Below are 24,957 nucleotides of genomic sequence, written 5' to 3'. Positions count from 1 at the left end.
GGCATGGACAGGCGGACTTTCCTGCGGATTTCCGGGGCGGTGCCGGTGGCGGGGCTGGCCGGCCGGCCGCCGTCGGGCGACTGGGAACGGCTGCGCCGGAAGCTCGCGGGGCCGCTGTTCCGGCCCGGCGACCCGGGCTACCTCGAGGCCAAGCAGGGCTTCTTCACGATGTACGACGCCCGGATGCCGGCCGCGGTCGTCGGCGCGGCCCGCGTCGAGGACGTCCAGGCGGCCGTCGGCTTCGCCGCCCGGCACCGGCTGCCGATCGCGGCGCGCAGCGGCGGCCACAGCTACCCCGGCTATTCCACAGTGGACGGCGGGATCGTCGTGGATCTCAGCCGCTTCTCGGGTGTCGAAGCGCGTCCGGACGGCCGTGCGGTGATCGGGGCCGGCGCCCGGCTGGGGCCGATCGCCACGACGCTCGCCGCGGCCGGCCGGGTGCTCCCGGCGGGCAGCTGCGACACCGTCGGCATCGCCGGGCTCGCCCTCGGCGGCGGTGTCGGCGTCCTCGACCGGAAGTACGGGCTCACCTGTGACCACCTGGAGGCGGCCCGGATCGTCACGGCCGACGGCCGGGCGCGCACGGTCTCGGCCGAGGCGGAACCGGACCTGTTCTGGGCGCTGCGCGGTGGGGGCGGCGGCAACTTCGGGATCGTCACCGGCTTCACGTTCCGGACCGTGCCGCGCACCGACGTGGCCACCTTCGACCTGAAGTTCCCGGTCGGTACGCAGGCCGCGTTGTTCGCCGCCTGGCAGGACTGGCAGCCCGCGATGCCGGACGAGCTGTGGTCCGGGATGGGCCTGGGTGCCGGCCACGCGAACCTCGGCGGCACGTTCCTCGGGTCGGAAGCGCGGATGAACGCCCTGCTCGACGACCTGATCCGCCGGGTCGGCACGCCACCGGCCGAGCAGCGGCGGCGGGTCCAGGACCACCTGAGCGCGATGCGGTCGTTCGACGACCGGGAGTCGCGGCCGGGCCTGGCCTTCGACCGGGCGGCCTACGTCGGGACCTCACGGATGCTGATGCGGCGCGCGCCCGACCCGGCCGCCGTCGTCGAGGTGCTGCTCGGGAGCCCCGGCGTCGACACGATCATCGACGCCGGTGGCGGCGCGATCGCGCGCGTCGGTGTCCGCGAAACGGCGTTCCCGCACCGGAGGGCGCTGGCCAGCTTCCAGTTCCTGCGCGGTGCGGAACCGGAACGCGGTGGCGAAGCGGCGGCCCGGCGCGCGGTGGCCGCCGTGCGCGACGGGCTGGGGCCGGAGTTCGGTACCACCGGGTACGTCAACTACCTCGACCCGGAGCTGCCGGACTGGGCGGAGGCGTACTACGGGGTGAACCTGCCGCGGTTGCGCGCTCTCGCCCGGAAGTATGACCCGCGAGGAATTTTCGCTTTCCCGCAAGGGCTTTCGGCGTCCCACTGGACCGTCCACAAGGGAGAGTCTTAGACTGCGCCGGATGCTCCCCGGCAGGAGGCAGTGCGTGCTCGATCTGGCATTCTCCACAGAGGACCTGGCGCACACCCGGTTCGCGTTCTCCCCGGCGTGGGAGATCGTCGCGAGCGTCCGCGTCCTCAACCAGCCGGGCCAGCACGCCCTGCACTTGCCGTGGATCAAGCGCGCCACCGCGGCCCTCGGCGAGGCCGGCCTCGACATCGGGCTGCTCCGCGACCTCGTCCCGCTGCGGCACCTGCCCGGCTTCCTGGCCGGGACGCCGGCGACGCCGTTGCCCGAGCTGGCCGACGAGCTCGCCGACCTGCGGGACGTGCCCGCCCGCCTGGTGCGGCGCGAACTGGACGCGATGGCCGGACCGCGCTCGCCCGCGCTGAGCCGCCTGCACCGCGACCCCGAGGCGGGCCTCGAACGGCTCGCGACGCTGATGGAGCGGTACTGGCACCTCGTGCTGGCTCCCGACTGGCCCCGGATCCGCGCGCTGCTCGAGGCCGACGTGCTGTACCGGTCCCGGCTGCTCGCCCAGGACGGGGCGGCCGAGCTGTTCAACGACCTCACGCCGCTGGTGCGCTGGCAGGCCGGCACGCTCACGGTGGCGCACCGGCACCTGCACGCCGCCGTACCGCTCGACGGGCGCGGTCTCGTGCTGGTGCCTTCGGCGTTCGTCTGGCCGCGGGTGTTCTCCAAGACCGACGCGCGCTGGCAGCCGGTGCTGCGCTACCCGCCCCGCGGGATCGCGACGTTGTGGGAGACCGGCACGGCCACCGCGCCCGGCGCGCTGGCCGCCGTGGTGGGCCGCGGCCGGGCGATGGTGCTGACCGAACTGGCCGCGCCCGCGTCCACCGCCGAACTGGCCCGCCGGACCGGGCTCAGCGCCGGGGCGGTGTCGCAGCACCTCGGTCTCCTCAAGGCTGCGGGCCTGGTCAGCGGGCACCGTGCCGGACGTCACGTGCTCTACGTGCGCACTCCGCTCGCGGAGGCCCTGGTCGCGGGCCCCGGCGAAGTGGACTGCTGAGATACTCGCGTACTGGCCTGCCTGAAGGGTCCACCGCCGACCTACGCTCGGACTCGTCCACCCCCCGAACCGTGTCGAAAGGCCTCGTCGTGTCCGAGCAGCAGCCCACCCCCTCCCGTGGCACCGTCCAGTCCGTCACCGGCACCGCCAAGGTGAAGCGCGGCATGGCCGAGATGCTCAAGGGCGGCGTGATCATGGACGTGGTCACCGCCGAGCAGGCCAAGATCGCCGAAGACGCCGGCGCGGTCGCGGTGATGGCGCTGGAGCGCGTGCCCGCCGACATCCGCGCCCAGGGTGGCGTCGCGCGGATGAGCGACCCCGACCTGATCGACGGCATCATCGAGACCGTCTCGATCCCGGTGATGGCGAAGGCCCGCATCGGCCACTTCGTCGAGGCGCAGGTCCTGCAGTCCCTCGGCGTGGACTACGTCGACGAGTCCGAGGTGCTGACCCCGGCCGACTACGCCAACCACATCGACAAGTGGGCGTTCACCGTGCCCTTCGTCTGCGGCGCGACCAACCTCGGCGAGGCGCTGCGGCGCATCACCGAAGGCGCGGCGATGATCCGCTCCAAGGGCGAGGCGGGCACCGGCGACGTCTCCAACGCCACCATGCACATGCGGAAGATCCGCCAGGAGATCCGCCGGCTGCAGTCGCTGCCGGAGGACGAGCTGTTCGTCGCGGCGAAGGAGCTGCAGGCGCCGTACGAGCTGGTCCGCGAGGTGGCCGAGGCGGGCAAGCTGCCGGTGGTGCTGTTCACCGCGGGCGGCATCGCCACCCCGGCCGACGCGGCGATGATGATGCAGCTCGGCGCCGAGGGCGTGTTCGTCGGCTCGGGCATCTTCAAGTCCGGCAACCCGGCCCAGCGCGCGGAGGCGATCGTCAAGGCGACGACCTTCTACGACGACCCGGACGTCCTGGCCAAGGTCTCCCGCGGCCTCGGCGAGGCCATGGTCGGCATCAACGTCGAGGAGCTCCCGGAGCCGCACCGGCTCGCGGAGCGCGGCTGGTGACGTCCTAGACGTACTCCGAAATCTCGACGCCGTACGTCCCCGGTTCGAGGGCTTCGAAGATGTGGGGGACGTCGCCGGGGTAGGAGATGTAGTCGCCCGGGAGCAGTTCCTCCGGCGCCTCCTGCACGCCGATCCTGGCGCGTCCCGCGCACAGCACGATGTGCTCCATCACGCCGGTCATGTGCGGGTCGGAGCGCCGCGGCGCGCCCGGCTCGCCGCGGACGACGTAGATGTCGCGGCGGGCGCCGGTGGGGCAGGCCGACAGCAGCGTGCACGCGTAGTCGGCGTGTTCGGCGAACACCGTCGGCCCCTTGCCCGCGCGGATGACGCGGACCTTCGGCCGGTCCGGTTCGACCAGCCGGGAGAACGGCACGTCGAGGGCGACGCCGAGGGCCCACAGCGTCTCGACGCTCGGGTTGCCGGTCCCCGACTCGAGCTGGGACAGCGTCGACTTGGCCAGGCCGGCGCGGCGCGCGACCTCGGTCAGGGACAGCCCCGCGCGGGTGCGCTCGCGGCGCAGGGAAGCCGCGATGATCGCCAGCGGCGCCCCGGTGGCATCCTCGGTCATGCTGTTCGCTCCATCGGTCTGTTTGTTCGCCTTGACGAACGAGGCGCCGGGTGTTCACTGTAGAACACATGCGTTCGATATGGCGAACACTCGATCGGGGCCTCGCCCGTGACATCGGCTTGGTCTGCCTCGCCGATTGTCTCGTGGGGGTTTCCTACGGCGCCATCGCGGTGAGCTCCGGCTTCCCGCTGTGGCTGCCGATGCTGATGTCCCTGCTGGTCTTCGCCGGTGCGTCGCAGTTCATGTTCGTCGGGATCGTGGCCGCGGGCGGCAACCCGTTCGCCGCCGTGCTGGCCGGGCTGCTCGCCAACGCGCGGCACCTGCCGTTCGGCTTCGCGATCGGAGACGTCCTCGGCAAGCGGTGGCCCGCCCGGCTGCTGGGCAGCCACCTGATGAGCGACGAGACGGTGGCGTTCGCGATGGCCCAGGACGAAGCCCCGCGCCGTCGCGCGGCCTACTGGGCCTGCGGGCTGGGGATCTTCGTCTTCTGGAACGCCGGGGTGCTGGCCGGCGCGTACGCCGGGACGGCGATCACCGACACCGACGTGTTCGGCCTCGACGCCGCGTTCCCGGCGGTCCTGCTGGCGCTGGTGCTGCCCTCGCTGCGCGACAAGGCGGCCCGGTGGCCGGTGCTGGCGGGGGTGCTGGTCGCGCTGGCCGCGACGCCGTTCCTGCCGGCCGGGCTGCCGGTGCTGCTCGCGCTGGCCGGGGTGCTGGTGGGCGTCGCCGCGAAGGAACCCGAACCGCAGGAGGCGCGCTGATGGACGGGCTGGAACTGCTGATCGCCACGGCCGTGCTGGCCGGGGGCACGTACGCCTTCCGGTTCGCCGGGCCGGTGCTGCGCAGCCGGGTGAAGCTGTCGCCGAAGGCGAAGCGCCTGATGGCGCTGGCCGCGATCGTGCTGCTGGCGGCACTGGTCGCGGTCAGTGCACTGACCGAGGGGCACGGGTTCGCGGGGATCGCCCGGCCGGCGGGCGTGCTGGTCGCCGGGGTGCTGGCGTGGCGGAAGGCGCCGTTCGCGCTGGTGGTCGTGGCGGCCGCGGCGACGGCGGCCCTGCTGCGGCTGGCCGGCGTCCCCTGACCGGCCGGTCCGCGGCACCCGCTGGTGCCCGGGAGCGGGTCTGACCTGCCGGTAAGCCGTGGAGCCGGTGCGTCTAGGCTGGTAGGAAGGTCTTTCGGGAGGTCGGGTGTCGTCGGAGCCGGTGATCGGTGTGCTCGCCCTGCAGGGCGCCGTGCGGGAGCACGTCGCGATGCTGGGGGAAGCGGGCGCGCGGGCCGTGCCCGTGCGCCGCGCCGCCGAGCTGTCCGAAGTAGACGGTCTGGTGCTGCCCGGTGGCGAGTCGACCACGATGTCGCGGCTACTGGAGAGCTTCGGGCTCCTCGAGCCGCTGCGCGCGCGGATCGCCGAAGGGCTGCCCGCGTTCGGCTCGTGCGCCGGGATGATCCTGCTGGCGCGGCAGACCCTCGACGGACGGCCGGACCAGCAGCAGCTCGGCGGGCTCGACGTCGTCGTCCGGCGCAACGCGTTCGGCAGGCAGGTCGACTCGTTCGAGGCGGACCTGGACTTCGCCGGTGTCGAGGGCGGCGGCGTGCGCGCGGTCTTCATCCGGGCCCCGTGGGTCGAGAAGGCCGGTGACGGCGTCGAGGTGCTGGCCACGGTCAGCGGCGTGCCCGGCGTGGACGAGGAGACCGCTAGGATCGTCGCGGTCCGGCAGGGGGCGGTGCTGGCGACGGCGTTCCACCCGGAACTGACGCCCGATGTGCGGGTGCACCGGCTGTTCGTCGACCTCGTGCGAAAGGCTGCCTGAGACGCGGTGCCCGGCCGGGGTACGCAACAGATGGAGGAGAGATGAGCGGCCACTCCAAGTGGGCCACCACGAAGCACAAGAAGGCCAACCTCGACGCGAAGCGCGGCAAGCTCTTCGCGCGGTTGATCAAGAACATCGAGGTGGCCGCCCGGACCGGCACCGGTGGTGGCGACCCGGATGGCAACCCCACTCTCTACGACGCCATCCAGAAGGCGAAGAAGAACTCGGTCCCGCAGGACAACATCGAGCGCGCCCGCAAGCGCGGCGCCGGCGAAGAGGCCGGCGGCGCCGACTGGCAGGACATCACGTACGAGGGCTACGGCCCCAACGGCGTGGCCGTGCTGATCGAGTGCCTCACCGACAACAAGAACCGCGCCGCGATGGAGGTCCGCACCGCGCTCACGCGCAACAACGGCTCCCTCGCCGACCCGGGGTCGGTCGCCTACATGTTCAACCGCAAGGGCGTCGTGATCATGCCGAAGGGCGACACCACCGAGGACGACGTCCTCATGGCGGTGCTCGACGCCGGGGCCGAAGAGGTCAACGACCTCGACGAGAGCTTCGAAATCGTCTGCGAGGGCGGCGACCTGGTGCCGGTGCGCAAGGCGCTCCAGGAGGCCGGGTTCGAGTACGAGTCGGCGGAGCTCACGTTCCTCCCGACGGTGAACGTCCCGCTCGACGCGGACGGCGCGAAGAAGGTCTTCAAGCTGATCGACGCCCTCGAAGACTGCGACGACGTCCAGAACGTCTACGCGAACTTCGACGTATCGGACGAGGTGCTGGCCGAAGTCGGCTGACGGGGTTCGGGACGTCTACGCACTGCGTAGCATTCCACGTATCGGACGAGGTGCTCGCCGAAGTCGGCTGAGTTTTCCTTGTTGCACAAGCCTTTCCCGCCCGGGCCGGAAACTTTCCCGGCCCGGGTACTGGGCGGCGGCGGGCTCGTCGGGCACAATGTGCCCCGTGACCTCGACGACCCCCGCCGCTGCCGCCGACATCACCGCCGAACTGTCCGCGGACGAACTGCGCCTCATCGAATGGATCGAGGGGCAGGCGAAGGAGCGCGGCAACGCCGTCATCACGGTCGCCGGTGACGACGAAGGTGCCGGCTACTGCTTCACCGCCTGTGCGTGGGCGCTGCACCACGTGCCCGAAGCCGTCGTGGTCGGGCTGCCCGACCAGATGGGCCAGGTGCTGCTCGACGCCTACGTCGACCGCGCCGCCAACGGGGAGATCTTCGAGGTCGGCCGGCGCTACGACGACTTCTTCGACGGCGTTCCGGTGGTCCTCGAGCGGGTCGCCAAGGGGCACTACCCCGAGTACTTCGGCACCGCGTTCCTCATCTACCCCGACGGCGACTTCCCGGCGCTGCAGCTGATCGTCGCGACGCCGGAGGGCAAGTTCCCCTGGCACCCGGACGCGCCCGAGGGCTTCGCGCGGTGGCAGCTGGTGCTCACCGAAAGCGGCGACCCCGAAAGCTGGACCCCCGGCGTCGACGGTCCCTAGAACTTCCGCAGGTCGGCGGCCGCTTCCGGATACCGCGACGCCAGGTCTTCCGCCGCGGCGAACTCCACGCAGCCGTCCGTGTACGGCGGTACGACGACGGTCCCGAGCAGGCTCCACGCGCCGCGCGTGACGGTGGCTTGCCACGTCCCGGCGGGCACGACGACCTGCGGGCGTTCCCCGGCCGCGACGTCGGTCCCCAGCACCGGTCGCTCGACCGAGCCGTCCGGGTGCAGCAGCAGCACGGCCGCGGCCGCGCCGGCGTGGTGGGCGTAGACCTCGACCCGGTCGAGGCGGTGCGGCGCGGAGAACTCCGGCGCGACGAGCAGGTAGTAGATCGCCGAGCCGGTTTCGGAGCGCCAGCTCTGCGCCCACCGCCCCCCTTCGACGGGCAGCGGCTGAAGTCCCAGGTGGGTGACGAAATCCGACGGCTCCGGCATGTCACCCATCCTGCCGCAGAGGCGCCCAGTAGCCTGCAAGCTCGAACTGATGTTCGCGGCGGGAGGAATGCGGGTGCGGGTGCTCGGGGTCGACCCCGGTCTGACCAGGTGCGGCCTGGGGGTGGTCGACGGCGGCAAGGGCCGGGCCGTCCGCTGCGTCGCCGTCGACGTCGTGCGGACGCCGGCGGACGCCGATCTGGCGCACCGCCTGCTCGGCATCTCCGACGAGGTCGAGCGGTGGATGGACAAGTACAAGCCGGCCGCGGTGGCGGTCGAGCGCGTCTTCGCCCAGCACAACGTCCGCACCGCGATGGGGACCGCGCAGGCCGGTGGCGTGGTCGCGCTCGCCGCCGCGCGGCGGGGGCTGCCCGTCGTGTTCCACACCCCGAGCGAGGTCAAGGCCGCCGTCAGCGGGTCGGGCCGGGCGGACAAGGCGCAGGTCACCGCCATGGTGATGCGCCTGCTCAACCTCGAAGTCGCGCCGCACCCCGCCGACGCCGCCGACGCGCTCGCGCTCGCCATCTGCCACCTCTGGCGGGAGCCGATGCGGGCCCGGCTCGCCGAGGCCGAAGCCCGCGCGGCCGAGATGGCCCGCACGCACAAGGCCCGCCTCGCCGCCGCGGCGAAACAAGCCAAGAACCCTGGAGCAGCACGATGATCTCGTCGGTACGCGGAGAAGTCCTGTCGGTCGGCCTCGACCACGTCGTGGTCGAGGTCGGCGGGGTCGGCTTCGCCGTGCAGGCCACCCCGGCGACGCTGGCCACCCTGCGCCGCGGCGAAGAAGCCCGGCTGCACACCGCGCTGATCGTGCGCGAGGATTCGCTGACGTTGTTCGGCTTCGCCGACGCCGACGCGCGGGAGCTGTTCGGGCTGCTGCAGACGGTGTCGGGGATCGGACCACGCCTGGCGCTGGCCACCCTCGCCGTGCTCGATCCCGGCAAGCTGCGGGCCGCGCTGGTGGAAGGCAACATCACCGTGCTCACCTCGGTGCCGGGCATCGGCCGCAAGGGCGCCGAACGGCTCACCCTCGAACTGCGCGACAAGGTCACCGCGCTCGGCGGCCCGGGTGACGCGCCCGCCGTCACCGCCCCCGGCGCCCTGCGCGCGGAGGTCGTCGAGGCGCTGGCCGGGCTCGGGTTCCCGGCCAAGCAGGCCGAACAGGCCGTGGACAAGGTCCTCGCCGACGGCGACGGGCACACCACCTCCGGCGTGCTGCGCGCCGCACTGGCCGCCCTCGGCCGGAAGCGGTAGGCGCGGGCATGGAGTACGAAGCCGTGAGCGACGAAGAGGACGACGCCCTCTCGGCGTGGGCCCAGACCGGCGAGGAGAACGTCGAAGGCACCCTGCGGCCCCGCAAGCTCGACGAGTTCGTCGGCCAGCCGCGCGTGCGTGAACAGCTGGAGCTGGTGCTGGAGAGCGCGCGCCGCCGCGGCGTGCCGCCCGACCACGTCCTGCTGTCCGGCCCGCCCGGGCTGGGCAAGACGTCGATGGCGATGATCGTCGCGGCCGAGCTGGGCGCTGCACTCCGGATCACCTCCGGACCGGCCCTGGAACGCGCCGGCGACCTCGCCGCGATGCTGTCCAACCTCGCGCCCGGCGACGTCCTGTTCATCGACGAGATCCACCGGATCGCCCGCCCCGCCGAGGAGATGCTCTACCTGGCGATGGAGGACTTCCGGGTCGACGTCGTGGTCGGCAAGGGCCCGGGCGCCACCAGCATCCCGCTGGAGATCGCGCCGTTCACGCTGGTCGGGGCCACCACCCGGTCCGGTTCGCTGACCGGCCCGCTGCGCGACCGGTTCGGCTTCACCGGCCAGATGGAGTTCTACACCGACGCCGAGCTGGAGCTGATCGTCCGGCGGGCCGCGACGATCCTCGACATCCCGATCGACCGCGACGGTTGCGCCGAGATCGCCGGCCGGTCGCGGGGCACGCCCCGGATCGCGAACCGGCTGCTGCGGCGCGTCCGCGACTACGCCGAAGTCCGCGCCGACGGCACCGTGACCCGCGACATCGCCCGCGCCGCGCTGGCCGTCTACGACGTCGACGAGCTCGGCCTCGACCGGCTCGACCGGGCCGTGCTCACCGCGCTGACCAGGTCCTTCGGTGGCGGGCCGGTGGGCATCTCGACACTGGCGGTGGCCGTGGGGGAGGAGGCGACCACCGTGGAAGAGGTGTGCGAGCCCTACCTCGTGCGCGCCGGTATGCTCGCCCGCACGCCCCGTGGCCGCGTCGCGACCGCGACCGCGTGGGAACACCTCGGCATGGTGCCGCCCGCGGACCTCCCGGGGCGCCCGGACCTGGGCGGGCCGTCACCGTTCGAGCAGGACTGACCGGCCCGTACCGGCGGGTGGGTGCTGGCGTCCGCGCTGGTACCTGGCACACTTGACCGGAGCACATACCCAAGAACCGGACATTTCGGCTGGGCCAGGTGTCCGTTGAACGGAGAATCATGCAAAGTCTATTGCTGCCCCTGCTGCTGGTGCTCGTCCTCGCCGTGCCGCTGGTGATGAGCACCCGTAAGCAGAAGAAGCAGCAGGCGGCGCAGCAGGACCTGCAGAGCAGCCTGGCGCCCGGTGACCGCGTGATGACCACGTCGGGTCTCTACGGCACCGTCGCCGACACCTCGGGTGACAACACGATCGACATCGAGATCGCGCCCGGCGTCGTCACCACCTGGCTGCGGCTGGCGGTCCGCGAGAAGGTCGAGCCGGTCGTCGAGACCGAGGAGGACTCCGTCGACGAGGTGGAGACCTCCACCGAGGAGCCGGCGATCATCGAGTCGACCTCCGGCATCAAGACCGACGAGCCGCCGACCACCGCGCAGGTCGCGCCGCCGCTGGAGCACGGCAAGAAGTAGCCCTCCGCGGCACTCCTGGGCGGGCCGGGAATCCCGACGAAAGTCGGTACGGCCTCGCACGCCGGGCTCACGCAGCACCGAGTAGTGTCTCGGTGCTGCGTGCGTGTCCGCCGTCATACCCGTGCCCGGGAGTGAATTGCACACGGTCGGTGAATGCACACAGTCCCTCCCGGTAACCCTCCGGGCGGGCACCGCAACGTTGGGGTCCACCCCGTCCGAGGAGACCGAAGCACCGTGGCAGCTTCAGCCGGGCATCTCCGCCCGGGACGCTATCTCGCCCTGTTCGCCCTGATCGTGATCGTCTTGTACGCGCTGGTGTTCCTCACCGGCAACCACAAGCCGACCCCGAAACTGGGCATCGACCTGCAGGGCGGTACCCGGGTCACGCTCACCGCCCGCACCCCCGACGGCGGCCAGCCGACCCGTGAGTCCCTGAACCAGGCGCGCCAGATCATCGAACGGCGCGTCAACGGGATCGGCGTCGGCGGCACCGAGGTCCTCCTCGACGGCAACAACGTTGTCATCACCGTCCCCGGTGAGCAGGGTGACCAGGCGAAGAGCCTGGGCAAGACCGCGAAGCTGGGCTTCCGGAAGGTCGTCTCGAGCGCGACGCAGCCGGTCGTGCCGCCGCAGACCCCGCCGCCGGCCACCGGGACGCCGACCCCCGGCGCGCCCAGCTCGGGTGCCCCGGCGCCGTCGGCCTCGGTCGCGCCGCCGTCGGGTGCCCCGTCCTCGGGCGCTCCGACGAGCAAGGCGGCCGGTGGCGGTGCGCCGGGCGCCGCGCCCGCGCAGCAGCAGAGCACCACGCCGGCCCCGCCGAGCAGCAGCACCCCGCCGCCGCCCGCGTCCACCCCCGCGCCGGCCCCCGCCGACGGCTCGGTCGACGCGCAGACCGCGAAGGACATCCAGGCAGCCAAGGCGGTCCGGCAGAACCCGCAGCTGATCGGGGCCGATGGCCAGCCGAACCAGGAGCTCGTCGGCCAGGCGATGGCGGCGCTCTCCTGCGCGCCGAACGCCAAGGACCCCCTCGAGGGCAACGACGACCCGAGGCTGCCGCTGGTGGCCTGCGGTGACCACGACACGTACAAGTACCTGCTGGAGCCGGAGTTCCTGCCGGGCACCGAGATCGCGGACGCGAACTCGACCTACAACTCGCAGAACGGCCAGTGGGTGGTGAACCTCAGCTTCAAGGGCGAGGGCACCAAGATCTGGGGTGACTTCACGTCGAAGAACGTCGGCCAGCAGGCCGCGTTCGTGCTCGACACGCAGGTCGTGTCCGCGCCGAACATCCAGAACGCCATCCTCGACGGCAACACCCAGGTCACCGGCAAGTTCACCCAGGCCGAGGCGAAGGACCTGTCGGACATCCTCAAGTACGGCTCGCTGCCGCTGTCGTTCGCGTCCTCGGACGCGACCACGGTGTCGGCGACCCTCGGCCTGGCGTCCCTGCAGGCCGGCCTGATCGCCGGCGGCATCGGCCTGCTGGTGGTCTTCGTCTACTGCCTGTTCTACTACCGGCTGCTCGGCGTGCTCACCATCCTGTCGCTGGTCCTGTCCGGCGCGCTGATCTTCGCCGTGCTGGTGCTGCTCGGCCGCTGGATCGGCTACACGCTGGACCTCGCGGGCATCGCCGGCTTGATCATCGCCATCGGTATCACGGCGGACTCGTTCGTCATCTACTTCGAACGGCTCAAAGACGAGATCCGGGAGGGCCGGTCGTTCCGGTCCGCGGTGCCGCGCGGCTGGGTCCGCGCCCGGCGCACCATCCTGGCCTCCGACGGCGTGAGCTTCCTGGCCGCGGCCATCCTCTACGTCATCGCGGTCGGCGACGTGCAGGGCTTCGCGTTCACCCTCGGCATGTCCACGGTGCTCGACCTGGTCGTCGTGTACCTGGTGACGCACCCGCTGGTGGCCATCGTGTCCACGTCGAAGTCGTCGTTCCTGTCCAATCCGAGGCACCTGGGCCTCGGCGCCGTGCAGCAACTGGGTTCGCAGCGGAAGAAGACGGCTTCGGTCGGCCGCGCGAACGTGAAGGAGGCCTGACGTGGGGGTCGAAGAACTGGGCAGGGATGCCGAGGGCAACACCAAGGCGGACGCGAAGCCCGGCAAGCGGGAAAGCGTCTTCCACCGGCTCTACGTGGGCACGGGCGCGTTCGACGTCGTCGGCAAGCGCCGGCGCTGGTACATCTTCTTCTCGGCGCTGGTGCTGGTGTGCCTCGCCTCGATGATCTTCCGCGGCTTCAACATCGGCATCGAGTTCGAGGGCGGCACGCAGATCCAGATGCCCGCCAACGGCATCCACGGCGTGATCACCGAGCAGCAGGCGAAGGATTCGTTCCAGAAGGCGCTCGGCCGGCCGGCCGCGGAGGCGCAGAAGGTCGGCACGGGCGACGCGTCGACCATCCAGATCCGCACCGACACGCTGAACGCCGCCGACGTCGCGAAGGTCAAGCAGGGCCTGTTCCAGGACCTCGGCCCGATCGGCAGCAACAAGCAGCCGAGCGTGCAGGCGATCAGCGACAGCGCGGTGAGCGCGTCCTGGGGCGGTGAGATCTCGCAGAAGGCGCTGATCGCGCTCGCGGTGTTCCTCGTCGCGGTGGTCATCTTCCTGGCGATCTACTTCGACCTGCGGATGGCCACGGCCGCGCTGGTCTCGCTGCTGCACGACATCCTGGTCACCGCGGGCGTGTACTCGCTGATCGGCTTCGAGGTCACCCCGGCGACGGTGATCGGTCTGCTGACCATCCTCGGGTTCTCGCTCTACGACACGGTGGTGGTGTTCGACAAGGTCCGCGAGAACACGCGCGGCCTGCTCGGGCTGACCCGCCGCACGTACGCCGAGGCCGCGAACCTCGCGCTGAACCAGACCCTGATGCGGTCGTTCAACACGGCGTTCATCGCGCTGCTGCCGATCCTCGGCCTGCTGGTCGTCGGGTACGTGCTGCTCGGTTCGGGCACGCTGCAGGACCTGGCGCTGGTGCAGCTGACCGGCACCCTGGTCGGCGTGCTGTCGTCGGTCGCGCTGGCCACGCCGCTGCTGGTCGACTTCAAGATGCGCGACCCGAAGTACCGGCAGCAGGCCGAGCGGGTCCAGCAGCGCCGGGCCAGCCAGGAGCGCAAGGCGGCGGCGGGCGAGGACTTCGACGCCTCGGACGACGACGCCCTGGCGAAGGAGCTGCGCAAGGAGAAGGCGTACGCGGCCGCGGCCAGCGTCCCCGCCCGGATCCAGAAGCAGCAGCGCCCGGCCGGCAAGCGGAAGCGCTGACGTGCAGCTCGACGATGCCCTCGCCCTGATCGGCGAGGTGCCGGACTTCCCCGAGCCCGGCGTGCTGTTCCGCGACCTGAGCCCGCTCTTCGCGGACGCGGGTGCGTTCAAAGCGGTGACCGACGCGCTGGCAGGCACCCTCGACGACGACGTCGAGGCGCTTGCCGGCGTGGAGGCCCGCGGGTTCCTCCTTGCCGCGGCCGTCGGGTACGCCCGCGGCCTCGGCGTGGTGCTCATCCGCAAGCCCGGCAAGCTGCCGCAGGTGGCGGGCCGGGTGGACTACGCACTGGAGTACGGCACGGCGACGGTGGAGCTGCCCGCCGGCGTGGTGAAGCCGGGCCAGCGGATCGCGATCCTCGACGACGTCCTGGCCACGGGCGGCACGGTGGCGGCCACCGGCAAGCTCCTGGAGGACGCGGGCGCGGTGGTCGACAGCGTGTCGGTGGTCCTGGAACTGGCCGCCCTGGGCGGCCGCCAGGTGCTGGGCGACCGAAAGGTCCACACCCTGCAGGTCTGCTGATCCCCGCAACCGACGTGCTCAGAGCCGTAACTCACGTGATCGAAGCCGTAACTCACGTGATCAGAGCCGGATCTGACGTGATTGAGGCCGGAACTCGCGAGTTCCGGCCTCAATCACGCGAGTGACGGGCCGGATCACGTGGGTGACGGGTTCCCGCACATCGGGGGGCGGTGAACCTGCTGGTTGCGGCCTCGCCAAGCGCCTGAACGGGCGCACCCGACGGGGCTGCGAGGCGCAACGGCTACCCTGGTGGTCCGAAGGCCGCACGAGCAGCAGGAGGTGCGGGTGAGCCAGGAGCTCGACGCCGCGGTGCCCCCGAAACAGGGCGCCCAGCAGAACGGGCAGGCGGCGGCACAGCCCGCGCCGCCGAAGCCGAACGGCGCGGCGCCGAACCCGTCCGCCACCCGGCGGGTCCGGGCGCGGCTCGCCCGGCGGATCACCGCGCAGCGCGCCGCCCCGGTCAAGCAGGTCCTCGAACCCCTGGCCGTCATCCACCGCGAGCTCCACCCGAACGGCGACCTCGGGCTGCTCCAGCGCGCCTATGACGTCGCCGAGGAGCTGCACCGCAACCAGCGGCGCAAGTCCGGCGACCCGTACATCACCCACCCGCTCGCCGTCGCCACCATCCTCGCCGAGCTGGGCATGGACACCACGACCCTCGTCGCGGCGCTGCTGCACGACACGGTCGAGGACACCGGCTACGCCGTCGAGAGCCTGAAAGCCGACTTCGGAGACAAGGTTGCCGAGCTGGTCGACGGCGTCACGAAGCTGGACAAGGTGCAGCTCGGCTCGTCCGCCGAGGCCGAGACCATCCGCAAGATGGTCATCGCGATGGCCAAGGACCCCCGGGTGCTGGTCATCAAGCTCGCCGACCGGCTGCACAACATGCGCACCATGCGGTTCCTCCCGCCGGAGAAGCAGGCCCGCAAGGCCCGCGAGACCCTCGAGGTGCTCGCGCCGCTGGCCCACCGGCTCGGCATGGCCACGGTCAAGTGGGAGCTGGAAGACCTCGCGTTCGCGATCCTGCAGCCCAAGAAGTACGACGAGATCGTGCGCCTGGTCGCCGACCGCGCCCCTTCGCGCGACATCTACCTGCGGTCGGTGATCACCGACCTGACCAGCAACCTCGTCTCGTCGCGGATCACCGCGAAGGTCGAGGGCCGCCCGAAGCACTATTACTCGATCCACCAGAAGATGATCGTCCGCGGCCGCGACCTGGACGACATCCACGACCTGGTCGGCGTGCGGATCCTGGTCGAGGACGTCCGCGACTGCTACGCGGCGATGGGTGTGGTCCACGCGCTGTGGCAGCCGGTGCCCGGCCGGTTCAAGGACTACATCGCGCAGCCGCGGTTCGGCGTCTACCAGTCACTGCACACCACGGTGATCGGCCCCGACGGCAAGCCGCTCGAGGTGCAGATCCGCACCTACGAGATGCACCGCACCGCCGAGTACGGCATCGCCGCGCACTGGCGGTACAAGGAAACCAAGGGCACCCACACCGGCAACGCGGTGGACGTCGACGAGATGGCGTGGATGCGCCAGCTGCTCGACTGGCAGCGGGAAGCGGCGGACCCGGGTGACTTCCTCGAGTCGCTGCGCTACGAGCTGGCTTCGCGGGAGATCTTCGTGTTCACCCCGAAGGGTGACGTGATCACGCTGCCGGTGGAGTCGACGCCGGTCGACTTCGCCTACGCCGTGCACACCGAGGTCGGGCACCGCTGCATCGGCGCCCGCGTCAACGGCCGCCTGGTCGCGCTGGAACGCAAGCTGGAAAACGGCGAAGTCGTCGAGATCTTCACCTCGAAGGCGGAAACCGCGGGCCCCAGCCGCGACTGGCTGCAGTTCGCCGGTTCGCCGAAGGCCCGCGCCAAGATCCGGCAGTGGTTCGCCAAGGAACGCCGCGACGAGGCGATCGAAGGCGGCAAGGAAGCCATCACCAAGGAGATCCGCAAGGTCGGCCTGCCGATCCAGCGGCTGGTCTCCGCGGAATCGATGGGCGCGGTGGCCACCGAGCTGCGCCACGCCGACATCTCGTCGCTGTACGCGGCGGTCGGGGAGGGCCACACCAGCGCGAAGCACGTCGTGCAGCGGCTGGTGGCGCTGATCGGCGGGGTCGACGCGGCGGAGGAGGAGCTCGCCGAGCGGGCCACCCCGTCGACGGTGACCCGGCGCCGCGGCTCCAACGACGTCGGTGTCGTGGTCAAGGGCGCCGGCGACATCTGGGCCAAGCTCGCCCGTTGCTGCACCCCGGTGCCGGGCGACGAGATCCTCGGCTTCGTCACCCGCGGCGGCGGTGTTTCGGTGCACCGCACCGACTGCACGAACGCCGGTGACCTGCAGTCCCAGCCCGAGCGGCTGGTCGAGGTCGAGTGGGCGCCCTCGGCGTCGTCGGTGTTCCTCGTGGCCATCCAGGTCGAGGCGCTCGACCGGCATCGCCTGCTGTCGGACGTCACCAAGGTGCTGGCCGACGAGAAGGTCAACATCCTGTCGGCATCGGTGACCACGTCCCGCGACCGGGTCGCGGTCAGCCGGTTCTCGTTCGAAATGGGCGACACGAAACACCTCGGCCACGTCCTGAAGGTGGTCCGTGGCGTGGAAGGCGTCTACGACGTCTACCGCGTGACGTCGGCTTCCTGAGGCCGCCACGACCCGTCGACGGCGACCCCCGCGGCCGCGGCGATCCGGTCGCGGGACTCGAGCAGCCGCGCGCGCAGGTCCGGGAGGTCCACGCCGAGCAGGATCCCGTGGCGCTTGACCGCCTTCCCGGCGACGAAGACGCTGTCGACCAGACCGGGGTGACCGGCGCTGACGATGGTCCCGGCCGGATCGCCGACGGGGAAGACCGACGGGTCCTCGGCGTCGAGCAGCACGAGGTCCGCGTCCTTGCCGACGCTGATGCTGCCCGTCCGGGCGCCGCGCCTGCAGGCCGTGGCACCGTCCACAGTGGCGAATGCGAGGACGTCCCGGGTCGTGAGGGCGCCGCGTTCGGCCGCCAGGGCCGTGCGCATGGCGGAGAACATGTCGCCGCCGGCGGACGGGCAGTCGTCGATCGACAGCGACGGCCGGATCCCGGCCGCCAGCGCCCGGCCGGTGATCGGTGGCTCGAAGCCCATCTTCAGCTCGACGTCCGGGCTGACCGACACCGAGCCGCCCACGTCGGCCAGCATGGTCAGCTGGTCGTCGGAGAGGCCGTTGCCGTGCACGACGGTCGTGCGGTCGTCGAGCAGGCCGCGTTCGTGCATTTCCGCGATCGGCCGGTCACCTCGCGGCCAGCCACCGGTGCCGTGGACGTGCACGCTCACCGGCAGCCCCAGTTCCCGGGCCAGCGCGACGTCCGCGGCGGTTTCGTCCATTGTGGACATCACGGGGCCGCGCAGGCCCAATGCCATGTCTTCGTCCGCCAGCTTGGCACGGACCCGCCGGATCTCCGGCCCGATGTCCGGGCCCGCGGCGCCGTAGCAGAAGATCGAGTGGCCGGGCGCGTCACGCAGTGCTTCGATCGCGGCGTCGGCGTTCTCCGGGCGGTCGGCGCGGTGGAACCAGTCGAGCAGGGTCGTGACACCCGAGTTCAGCGCTTCGATCCGGCCGAACAGGTTACCGAGGTACACGTCTTCCGGGAGGTAGTGCGGTCCGAGCGTGCCGTGCGCGGCGACGCGGTACTGGCCGAACGTCCAGTCCGCGCCGAGACCGCGGAACGCCGTCTGCCAGGTGTGCCGGTGGGTGTCCACGAAGCCGGGCATGACGATCTTGCCCGACGCGTCGACGATCTCGGCCCCGGCCGCGTCGATCCCGGGGCCGACCGCGGCGATCCGGCCGTTCTCGATGAGCACGTCACCGCGGAGGAGATCCCCGACCGCCGGATCCGCGCTGACCACCATGCCGCCGCTGATGAGCGTGTTCATGAAGCCCCTTCCCCAAGAGTTGACGTGTCAACTCTACCTTAGACTGTCCGTCATGGCGGACATGAGCCCCGAGGACTGGGCGTTCTGGGACACCTGGATGTGCGCGCAGCGCCTGCTCGTCCGCGAGCTCGACCGGGGCCTGCAACGCGACTGCGGCATCTCGAAGGCCGAGTACAGCGTGCTGGTGACGGTACGGCGCCCGATGCGCGTCGGCGAGCTCGCCGACGCGCTCGGCTGGGAGAAGAGCCGCGTCTCGCACCTGTTGACACGCATGGAGAAGCGCGGGCTCGTGGCACGGACCGAGGACGGCGCGGGTGGGCGGCGCACGAGCATCGAGCTGACCGCGGAAGGTCGCCGCCTCGCCGCCGGCGCGACCCGGGCGCACGCCGGCAACGTCCGCCGGCTGGTCCTCGACGCACTGACACCGGCGCAGGCCGAGGCCATCCGGTCCTGGAGCGAGGAGCTGGTCGAGCGCATCGAGCCGTCCTAGACCAGGGCGGCCGGCGGCGGCACTGCCTGGCCGAGCGCGCCTCGGGTGCCGACTGTCCACAACGGACATCGCGGCCCGGCAGGACGGTGCCGGTATTGCTGCCGGAAATGCGGTGCCGGTTTCCGTGGCTGCATGATACGGTCCGCAAATTGCGGGGGAGGGAGCTGTCCGGCGATCCGGGCCCCCGATCCGAAAGGGGGCAGCATGGCCGACGACACCACGCGCTACCTGTGCGCTGCGTCCTACCTCGATCCCGCCTACAGCAAACGGGCGATCACCGAGTTCCTCGTCGAGCCCACCCGGCCGGTCCCGCCGTCGCCGGGGCTCGACGCGGGCCGCGTGCTCACCGAGGCCGTGCGGGCGCGGGCGCGCCGGAAGAACTACGACGGGCTGCTGGTGGTGCTCATGTCCGTCGTTATCGGGCTGTTGTGGGACAACCCGCTGCTGTACGGCTGGATCGTGCTGTCGCTGGTGCTCGTCGTCGCGCGGGCGGGGAAGGTCGCCTACGGGCCGGGGAAGTCGCTCAACCCGAAGACGCTGATCCTGCTCGCCGTCGCGGTGGTCGTCGCCTGGCTGGTGCTGTCCTATTCGGACGAAATCTTCGACTCGGGGAGCCGGTACTCCTCCCGCTACGCCTACTCCGTCGACTTCGACGACGACGAGTCGTCGGGCGGCGACACCGCCCGGGTGGTCATCGGCATCGTGCTCGCGGTGGTCGTGCTCGTGGTCGTGACGATCGAACGCTGGTCCCTCTGGAACCTGCTGACGACGCGCTTCAAGCGCTTCGCCCGGCAGACCGACAGCGGCGGCAGCCTCACCGGGCTGTTCACCGAAGACTTCCGCGATCAGCTCGCCCGCTACCGGCAGGAGGACGAGTCCGCCGGCGCGCCCGGCGCGCCCCTGGTGGTGTACCGCGGCTACAACCCGTTCGTGGGCGCCGGGTTCCGGCGCGACGCCTGGTCCATGGCGATCCCGCTGGAACGGCTCGAAGACGCCGAAAGCCGGCTGGAGCTCACCACCGAGGCGCTGTACGACGGGGTCCGCGCCGCGATCGCGGACCTCCGCAACGCGAGCGCGCTCTCGCCGGACCACCGGCTCGGCGGGCTGACCGTGACCGACGCGGTGTTCACCCCGGCCGCCGAGCTCGTCGACCACCTGGGGGAGCCGGAAGCCGCCACCTACCTGCCGGACATCGAGTACCCGCCGCACACCCGGCTGACCGCGGCCGACGTCGCCCGGCTCCGGAGCGAGCCGAAGGAATGGGCGCGCTACTACCTGTCCTTCCAGGTGGAGACCTGGGACCGTGACCTCGTGCTCACGACGTTCCTGCACGTCGCCGTGGACGACACGACGTTGTACGTCGAGTGGACGCCGTTCATGCTGCCGCCGATCCGGGCCGGGTACCGCGTGGTCGACAAGATGCGGCCGGACTCGCTGCGCCCGCTCGGGCAGGGACTGCTGGCCTGGCTGGAGATGCCGGCGAGCCTGCCGGGCCGGATCGCGAACCTGGCGTCGTGGATCCGGCAACCGAAGCGGGAGCCCGGTGTCCTCGACCCGGACCGCTACGGCGCCGCGAGCACCCTGCGCGAACTCGCGTCGGTGAACCTGTTCAGCGACTACTTCCAGCTCGTGGACATCGAACGGTACGAAAAGATCATCGAAAGCCGGCTCCTGCCGTCGATCGGCAAGCTCCTCGGCGACGCCGGGTTCTCGACGGCGAAGTTCGAAGAGCAGGCGGCGGTCGTGATCAACAACGACATCACCATCGGCGGCGACAACCGCGCCCCGATCACCCAGACCGGGCTGCGCGGCCCGCGCCCGCGTCGCCCGGGCGCCTGAACAGGACGGAAGCCTGATGGGACACCGCATCACGAACAAGGTCGGCATCGGCCGGGACAACTCCGGCCGGATCACCCAGACCGGCATCGAAGCCGGCGGCGCCGAAACCGCCGTGTCGTCGCTGCTCGAGCTGGTCGAGCGGCTGACCACCGAGGTGCGCGGCCAGGACCTCGCCAAGCAGGAGGTGTTGGAGGACACGCTGACCGACCTGTCGGCCGACCTGCGCGCGGGTGACGAGGCTGAGCCGGCGGTGGTGCGCAGCCGCTGGGAGAAGGTCAAGGGCCTGCTGGGCGGGGTGGCGCAGTTCTCCGAACTGGTCGCCAAGATCTCCGACCAGGTGCAGAAGATCTTCAGCTGAGCTGCGCCGTAGCTCCGACGCCGTGATCACCTGCGCTTAAGCGGTCGCTCCTTAAGTGGCAACCACTTAGTAATAGCCCTTCGTGCCGTCGAGCAGTTCCCGGACGATGTCCGCGTGCCCTGCGTGCCGCCCCGTCTCCTCGATGAGGTGGATCAGCATCCAGCGGAGGTTGGCGCTACCGGCGCGGAAGCCGGGGTGCCGGCCGACGTCGTCCAGGGAGGCCGACGCGACGATCGCGTCGCTGCGGGCGCACTGGGCTTCGTACTCCGCGATGAGCTCGGCGAGAGGGCGGCTTTCGGTGTGCCAATCGGCATCCTCAGCCGACTCGTCGAATGACGGGTTCTGCTTCTCGTCGCCGCCGACGAACAAGACCTCCAGCCAAGTGTGCTCGGTCCAGCGCATGTGCGAGATGAGACCGGCCATCGTCATGGCCGCCGAGGTCGGGATGACCGAGCGGTGAGCGTCGTCGTCGGTCAGCCCCTCGCACTTCCAGCGAAGGATTTGCCGCTGCAGGTCCAACCAGCCGATGAGCGCGGTGCGTTCGTCCGCTTGGAGCGGGGGGCGCGCCAGTTTCGATGCCATGTCGACGCACGCTACCCGGGGCGGTGCAGAGGGGCACCCGGATTTACGGGACAGCCCTCAAAGGAACTTCCGCAGCAGGGCGATCACCGCGTCCGGCCGTTCCATCGACGGCAGGTGCCCGGTGCCGCCGAGTTCGACGAGTTCGGCCCGTGGCAAGGATTCCGCCAGGTGGGCCGACAGCTCGACCAGCCCCGGCGCGTCCGCCGTTCCGATCACCACCAGTGCGGGTGTGGTGATGTCGGCGGGCCGGTGGCGGGTGTCCGGGATCCGCTCCGTCCATTGTGGAGCGGTCCAGTCGTGCCGGTACACCTGCTCGCACATTTCCCGGACCAGCGCGACCATCCCGGCCGGCAGCACGGAGACCTCGCGCCCCGGACCCGCCACCAGGTACCGGATGTTGGCCTCCGCCATGGCCCGCACATCCGCCGGGTCGACGTCGCCTTCCCGGGCGCGGTAGCGGGCGAGCCGGTCGGCGGGCACGGCCGCGGCGCCCAGCTCCGCCAGCATGTGATCGGGCCACGTGTGCCCGGTGAGGCCGGAGCCGAGCAGCACCAGCCGGGTGATCCGCTCCGGCGCGGCGAGCGCGGCGTCCAGTGCGCACGCCCCGCCCATCGACGCCCCGACCAGCGCGGCCTGCTCGATCCCCCGGGCATCGAGCAGGGCCAGCAGGTCCTCGTAGTGGGCGTGTTCGCCGGATTCGCCGCCGGTTTCGCCGAAACCGCGGCGATCGTAGCGGATCACCCGGTGGCCGGCGGCGAGCTCGGTGAACTGCGCGTCCCACATCCGGCGGTCACCGATCGCGGCGTGCAGCAGGACGACCGCGGGCCCCTCGCCCGCCTCGTCGTACCCGAACGCGGTCCCGTTCACTTCGAACGTCGCCATGGCCCCAAGCTAGCGACCCGACCGCGTCACACCGCCGGTTTCGCTGAGGGCGAGAACTCCGCCTTCCTCCCCACCACCGCCCTCAACGGAGGCGCTTCGCGCCGCTGTTACATTCCCGGTTCATGACCGACGGATTCGACCTGACCCGCGACGGCGAGGTGGCGCGCCTGACGCTGACCCGGCCAGAGAAGATGAACGCCATCACCTACGGCATGTGGTCGGCGATCCCGGACGTCGTGGCCGAGGTGGAGGCCGATCCGGCGCTGAAGGTGCTGGTGATCGCCGGTGCCGGCCGGAACTTCTCCGCGGGCGCCGACATCAGCGAGTTCGGGGAGCTGCGCACCACGGCGGAAGGCGCGGCGAGCTACGACAAGGCCGTCGAGGGCGCGGTCGCCGCCCTCACCGCGCTGCGGAAGCCGTCGGTGGCGATGATCCAGGGCAACTGCATCGGCGGCGGCTGCCAGATCTCGGTCGCCTGCGACTTCCGGTTCGCCGCCGAGGACGCGCGGTTCGGCATCACCCCCGCGAAGCTCGGCATCGTCTACCACTTCGACTCGACGCGCCAGCTCGTGTCGCTCGTCGGCCCCGCCCACGCCAAGTACTTCCTCTTGTCCGGCGAGCTGATCACCGCCGGTCGCGCCCGCGAGATCGGCCTGCTCAACGACGTCTTCCCGGCCGGAGACCTCGAATCCGCGACGCTGGCGTTCGTCGCGACGCTGTGCGCGCGCTCCCAGGCGTCGATCCGCGGGATGAACCGGATCATCGAGAAGATCGTCGCCGGGCAGGAAACCCCGGACGCCGAGGTGGCGGAGATCCGCTCCGAAGCGCTGCACGGTGAGGACTACGCCGAGGGCGTCGCCGCGTTCCTGGAGCGGCGCCCGCCGCGCTTCACCTTCCGCTGACCGGCCCTCAGGCGTCGAGGTATGTGCGGAAGTGCTCGGCGACGACGTCGGTGACCCCGGCGGGATCGAGCTTGCCGTCGATCTCGATGACGCGGATGCCCAGGTCCCGTGCCGCCCGGACGGCGTGCGTGGCGAGCATCCGGTCACGCGTCAGCCGGGTGCGCTGCACGGGGATCGCGGGTTCGTCCGGCCGGTGCCGGAGCTGGTGCTGGCGGAACAGCTCGGTCGGCACCAGCACCACCATCCGGCCGGGTGAGTCCACGAGCGGGGCGACGAGCTCCGGCCGCAGCCCCCGGCCTTCGGCGACGATGGGGCGCGGCGAGGTCAGCGCGCGCAGCTCCTCGAGGGCGCTGCGGAAGCGGTGCCCGAACTCGGCCATCATCGCGGTCAGCTGGTCGCCTGCCGGGAGGTCGTCCGGCAGCGGGGTGCCGGGCCGGGCCCGGTCGTCGTGGTGGTAGGTCGTCAGGCCGTGCCGCTCGGCCAGCAGCCGCGCGACGGTGGACTTCCCGGTCCAGGGGGCGCCGCCGATCCACAGCGTCTTCTGGAGGGTGCCGAACGGATCCCAGGTCATGAGACGACTATTGCGGGACCGGTGGCCCGATGGCCAGTGTTCCGGCGCCGGTTGATCCGTTCAGCGCAGGGTGATCCCGCGCGCACGCCGCGAGGTCACGACCCCGCACCGCTTTCGTCGACTACGAGCACGGTGGAGCTGTCCGCGAAATCCGGTTCCCGGCCGATCCGGAACCGCACCTGCGAGCCCGGCCGGACCGCGGCGATCACCTGGGTTTCGGCGGTGTCGAGGACGATGATCGCGTGCTCGGCCGTGATCGGCTCCGGGCGCAGCACGACGTCCGGACGCGGTTCGGGAACCACGATCGGGAGCGGCAGAGTGCCGCTGACCGAGCCGGAGCCGTCGTCGTCCTCCTCGCGCGCGGGCGGTGGTTCGAACGGCGGCGGGGGAAGCAGCTGCGGGCGGCGGCGCCACCAGAGCCCGGCGAGCAGGCCGGTCAGCAGGCCGCCCGAGCCGCTGACGGCCGAAGCCAGGCCGACGCCGAGACCGGACGTCTCTTCGGCGGCAGCCGCCTTGGCCGCGGGCGGTGGCGCGGCCGCGGGCGTGGGCGCAGGCGGTGGCGCCGCCGGCAGCGGGCCGAACTGCACGGCCGGGTCCTGGGTGGCGTCCTCGGGCAGCTGGAGCACCTGACCGGGCTCGATCGCCGTGGGGTCGGTGAACGGCGTGCCGTCCGGCCGCAGCCTGCCCTGGTTGAGCTGGAAGATCTCGGGGAAACGCCGTCCGTCCCCGAGCGCGCGTTCGGCGATCTTGAACAGCGTGATGTCGGCCGGGTTGTCGGCGTGCGGCACGATGAAGTACTTGACCGGCGGCGGCGGGCCGGCCTGCGCGATCGCCGGGCCGCCGGCGAGCACGGCGAAGAGGACACCGGCGCAGCCGGCCTGACCGGCTCGCCCGAGGACGCGGCGCACCGCGGCAGTCCGGTTCTCGACCATCGTCGGCACCTCTCCCCGGCGACCCCGGCGGGTCTGGCGGTGTTGCCCCTTACAC

Annotated in this window: 27 protein-coding genes; 20 read left to right on the top strand and 7 right to left on the bottom strand. The window is 71.5% G+C overall.

Features of this window, described 5'->3' with window-relative positions:
* Nucleotides 1-3: 3 nt before the first annotated feature.
* The 3 genes from AB0F15_RS13320 (at nt 4) to pdxS (ending at nt 3,477) form a co-directional block, all read left to right on the top strand.
* Nucleotides 4-1,446, top strand: coding sequence for an FAD-binding oxidoreductase (locus AB0F15_RS13320; RefSeq protein ID WP_360269608.1), 1,443 nt, complete (start codon nt 4-6; stop codon nt 1,444-1,446).
* Between the two features lie 34 nt (nt 1,447-1,480).
* A complete protein-coding gene (locus AB0F15_RS13315; protein ID WP_360269606.1) occupies nt 1,481-2,464 on the top strand; it encodes a DUF5937 family protein in 984 nt (327 codons plus the stop codon).
* An 89-nt stretch (nt 2,465-2,553) separates the two neighbouring features.
* Nucleotides 2,554-3,477 carry a pyridoxal 5'-phosphate synthase lyase subunit PdxS gene (gene pdxS, locus AB0F15_RS13310; RefSeq protein WP_360269761.1) on the top strand — a complete coding sequence of 308 codons (924 nt, stop codon included), beginning with the start codon at nt 2,554-2,556 and terminating at the stop codon, nt 3,475-3,477.
* Between the two features lie 4 nt (nt 3,478-3,481).
* On the opposite strand, the gene AB0F15_RS13305 is transcribed toward pdxS, so the two are convergent.
* Nucleotides 3,482-4,045, bottom strand: coding sequence for an XRE family transcriptional regulator (locus tag AB0F15_RS13305; protein WP_360269604.1), 564 nt, complete (start codon nt 4,043-4,045; stop codon nt 3,482-3,484).
* 68 nt (nt 4,046-4,113) lie between these two features.
* Here AB0F15_RS13305 and AB0F15_RS13300 point away from each other — a divergent pair, with 68 nt between their 5' ends.
* The 5 genes from AB0F15_RS13300 to AB0F15_RS13280 all read left to right on the top strand — a co-directional run bounded on the left by AB0F15_RS13300 (nt 4,114) and on the right by AB0F15_RS13280 (nt 7,359).
* On the top strand, nt 4,114-4,806 hold the full coding sequence (locus AB0F15_RS13300; RefSeq protein ID WP_360269602.1) for an AzlC family ABC transporter permease: 693 nt from the start codon (nt 4,114-4,116) through the stop codon (nt 4,804-4,806).
* Nucleotides 4,806-5,126 carry an AzlD domain-containing protein gene (locus AB0F15_RS13295; protein WP_360269600.1) on the top strand — a complete coding sequence of 107 codons (321 nt, stop codon included), beginning with the start codon at nt 4,806-4,808 and terminating at the stop codon, nt 5,124-5,126. The genes AB0F15_RS13300 and AB0F15_RS13295 overlap by 1 nt, the downstream gene beginning before the upstream one ends.
* A 106-nt stretch (nt 5,127-5,232) precedes the next feature.
* On the top strand, nt 5,233-5,853 hold the full coding sequence (gene pdxT, locus AB0F15_RS13290) for a pyridoxal 5'-phosphate synthase glutaminase subunit PdxT (protein WP_360269598.1): 621 nt from the start codon (nt 5,233-5,235) through the stop codon (nt 5,851-5,853).
* Nucleotides 5,854-5,894: 41 nt separating this feature from the next.
* Nucleotides 5,895-6,650: a YebC/PmpR family DNA-binding transcriptional regulator gene (locus AB0F15_RS13285; protein ID WP_360269596.1), complete on the top strand. Its 756-nt coding sequence runs from the start codon at nt 5,895-5,897 to the stop codon at nt 6,648-6,650.
* A 157-nt stretch (nt 6,651-6,807) separates the two neighbouring features.
* Entirely contained in the window at nt 6,808-7,359 is a 552-nt protein-coding gene (locus tag AB0F15_RS13280; RefSeq protein ID WP_360269594.1) for a DUF4262 domain-containing protein, read from the top strand.
* Here the strand turns inward: AB0F15_RS13280 and AB0F15_RS13275 are convergent.
* Nucleotides 7,356-7,796, bottom strand: coding sequence for a cupin domain-containing protein (locus AB0F15_RS13275; RefSeq protein ID WP_360269592.1), 441 nt, complete (start codon nt 7,794-7,796; stop codon nt 7,356-7,358). The two genes, AB0F15_RS13280 and AB0F15_RS13275, sit on opposite strands and share 4 nt — an antisense overlap.
* 73 nt (nt 7,797-7,869) lie before the next feature.
* On the opposite strand from AB0F15_RS13275, the gene ruvC reads away from it, so the two are divergent.
* The 8 genes from ruvC (at nt 7,870) to AB0F15_RS13235 (ending at nt 17,081) form a co-directional block, all read left to right on the top strand.
* On the top strand, nt 7,870-8,454 hold the full coding sequence (ruvC, locus tag AB0F15_RS13270; RefSeq protein ID WP_360269759.1) for a crossover junction endodeoxyribonuclease RuvC: 585 nt from the start codon (nt 7,870-7,872) through the stop codon (nt 8,452-8,454).
* Nucleotides 8,451-9,047: a Holliday junction branch migration protein RuvA gene (ruvA, locus tag AB0F15_RS13265; RefSeq protein WP_360269590.1), complete on the top strand. Its 597-nt coding sequence runs from the start codon at nt 8,451-8,453 to the stop codon at nt 9,045-9,047. The genes ruvC and ruvA overlap by 4 nt, the downstream gene beginning before the upstream one ends.
* Before the next feature lie 8 nt (nt 9,048-9,055).
* Nucleotides 9,056-10,129: a Holliday junction branch migration DNA helicase RuvB gene (ruvB, locus tag AB0F15_RS13260; protein ID WP_360269588.1), complete on the top strand. Its 1,074-nt coding sequence runs from the start codon at nt 9,056-9,058 to the stop codon at nt 10,127-10,129.
* 119 nt (nt 10,130-10,248) lie between these two features.
* Nucleotides 10,249-10,656, top strand: coding sequence for a preprotein translocase subunit YajC (yajC, locus tag AB0F15_RS13255; RefSeq protein WP_360269586.1), 408 nt, complete (start codon nt 10,249-10,251; stop codon nt 10,654-10,656).
* Between the two features lie 234 nt (nt 10,657-10,890).
* The gene (gene secD / locus AB0F15_RS13250; RefSeq protein WP_360269585.1) at nt 10,891-12,699 is read left to right on the top strand and encodes a protein translocase subunit SecD; all 1,809 of its coding nucleotides are present in this window, start codon (nt 10,891-10,893) and stop codon (nt 12,697-12,699) included.
* 1 nt (nt 12,700) lies between these two features.
* The gene (secF, locus tag AB0F15_RS13245; RefSeq protein WP_360269583.1) at nt 12,701-13,921 is read left to right on the top strand and encodes a protein translocase subunit SecF; all 1,221 of its coding nucleotides are present in this window, start codon (nt 12,701-12,703) and stop codon (nt 13,919-13,921) included.
* A gap of 1 nt (nt 13,922) precedes the next feature.
* Nucleotides 13,923-14,441: an adenine phosphoribosyltransferase gene (locus tag AB0F15_RS13240; protein ID WP_360269581.1), complete on the top strand. Its 519-nt coding sequence runs from the start codon at nt 13,923-13,925 to the stop codon at nt 14,439-14,441.
* A gap of 285 nt (nt 14,442-14,726) precedes the next feature.
* Entirely contained in the window at nt 14,727-17,081 is a 2,355-nt protein-coding gene (locus tag AB0F15_RS13235; RefSeq protein WP_360269580.1) for a bifunctional (p)ppGpp synthetase/guanosine-3',5'-bis(diphosphate) 3'-pyrophosphohydrolase, read from the top strand.
* On the opposite strand, the gene AB0F15_RS13230 is transcribed toward AB0F15_RS13235, so the two are convergent.
* Nucleotides 17,057-18,346: an amidohydrolase family protein gene (locus tag AB0F15_RS13230; protein ID WP_360269579.1), complete on the bottom strand. Its 1,290-nt coding sequence runs from the start codon at nt 18,344-18,346 to the stop codon at nt 17,057-17,059. The genes AB0F15_RS13235 and AB0F15_RS13230 overlap by 25 nt on opposite strands.
* Before the next feature lie 52 nt (nt 18,347-18,398).
* On the opposite strand from AB0F15_RS13230, the gene AB0F15_RS13225 reads away from it, so the two are divergent.
* The 3 genes from AB0F15_RS13225 to AB0F15_RS13215 all read left to right on the top strand — a co-directional run bounded on the left by AB0F15_RS13225 (nt 18,399) and on the right by AB0F15_RS13215 (nt 21,033).
* Nucleotides 18,399-18,836, top strand: a complete 438-nt coding sequence (locus AB0F15_RS13225) for a MarR family transcriptional regulator (protein ID WP_360269577.1) — start codon at nt 18,399-18,401, stop codon at nt 18,834-18,836.
* Nucleotides 18,837-19,040: 204 nt separating this feature from the next.
* Entirely contained in the window at nt 19,041-20,675 is a 1,635-nt protein-coding gene (locus AB0F15_RS13220; RefSeq protein ID WP_360269576.1) for a hypothetical protein, read from the top strand.
* A gap of 16 nt (nt 20,676-20,691) precedes the next feature.
* Entirely contained in the window at nt 20,692-21,033 is a 342-nt protein-coding gene (locus tag AB0F15_RS13215; protein ID WP_360269574.1) for a hypothetical protein, read from the top strand.
* Nucleotides 21,034-21,099: 66 nt separating this feature from the next.
* Here AB0F15_RS13215 and AB0F15_RS13210 read toward each other — a convergent pair whose 3' ends face one another.
* Both AB0F15_RS13210 and AB0F15_RS13205 read right to left on the bottom strand, forming a co-directional pair.
* Nucleotides 21,100-21,615 carry a DinB family protein gene (locus tag AB0F15_RS13210; protein WP_360269573.1) on the bottom strand — a complete coding sequence of 172 codons (516 nt, stop codon included), beginning with the start codon at nt 21,613-21,615 and terminating at the stop codon, nt 21,100-21,102.
* Nucleotides 21,616-21,672: 57 nt separating this feature from the next.
* Entirely contained in the window at nt 21,673-22,497 is an 825-nt protein-coding gene (locus tag AB0F15_RS13205) for an alpha/beta hydrolase (protein WP_360269571.1), read from the bottom strand.
* Nucleotides 22,498-22,619: 122 nt separating this feature from the next.
* Here AB0F15_RS13205 and AB0F15_RS13200 point away from each other — a divergent pair, with 122 nt between their 5' ends.
* Complete coding sequence (locus tag AB0F15_RS13200) at nt 22,620-23,399, top strand: enoyl-CoA hydratase-related protein (protein ID WP_360269569.1); 780 nt, start codon at nt 22,620-22,622, stop codon at nt 23,397-23,399.
* Between the two features lie 7 nt (nt 23,400-23,406).
* On the opposite strand, the gene AB0F15_RS13195 is transcribed toward AB0F15_RS13200, so the two are convergent.
* A complete protein-coding gene (locus tag AB0F15_RS13195; RefSeq protein ID WP_360269567.1) occupies nt 23,407-23,970 on the bottom strand; it encodes an AAA family ATPase in 564 nt (187 codons plus the stop codon).
* Nucleotides 23,971-24,065: 95 nt separating this feature from the next.
* Entirely contained in the window at nt 24,066-24,902 is an 837-nt protein-coding gene (locus AB0F15_RS13190) for a hypothetical protein (RefSeq protein ID WP_360269565.1), read from the bottom strand.
* Nucleotides 24,903-24,957 lie beyond the last annotated feature (55 nt).

Source organism: Amycolatopsis sp. NPDC026612 (assembly GCF_040638285.1).
Taxonomy (GTDB): Bacteria; Actinomycetota; Actinomycetes; order Mycobacteriales; family Pseudonocardiaceae; genus Amycolatopsis.
The sequence above is the reverse complement of the archived record's forward strand: the minus strand, read 5'-3'. Positions and strand labels throughout refer to the sequence as shown.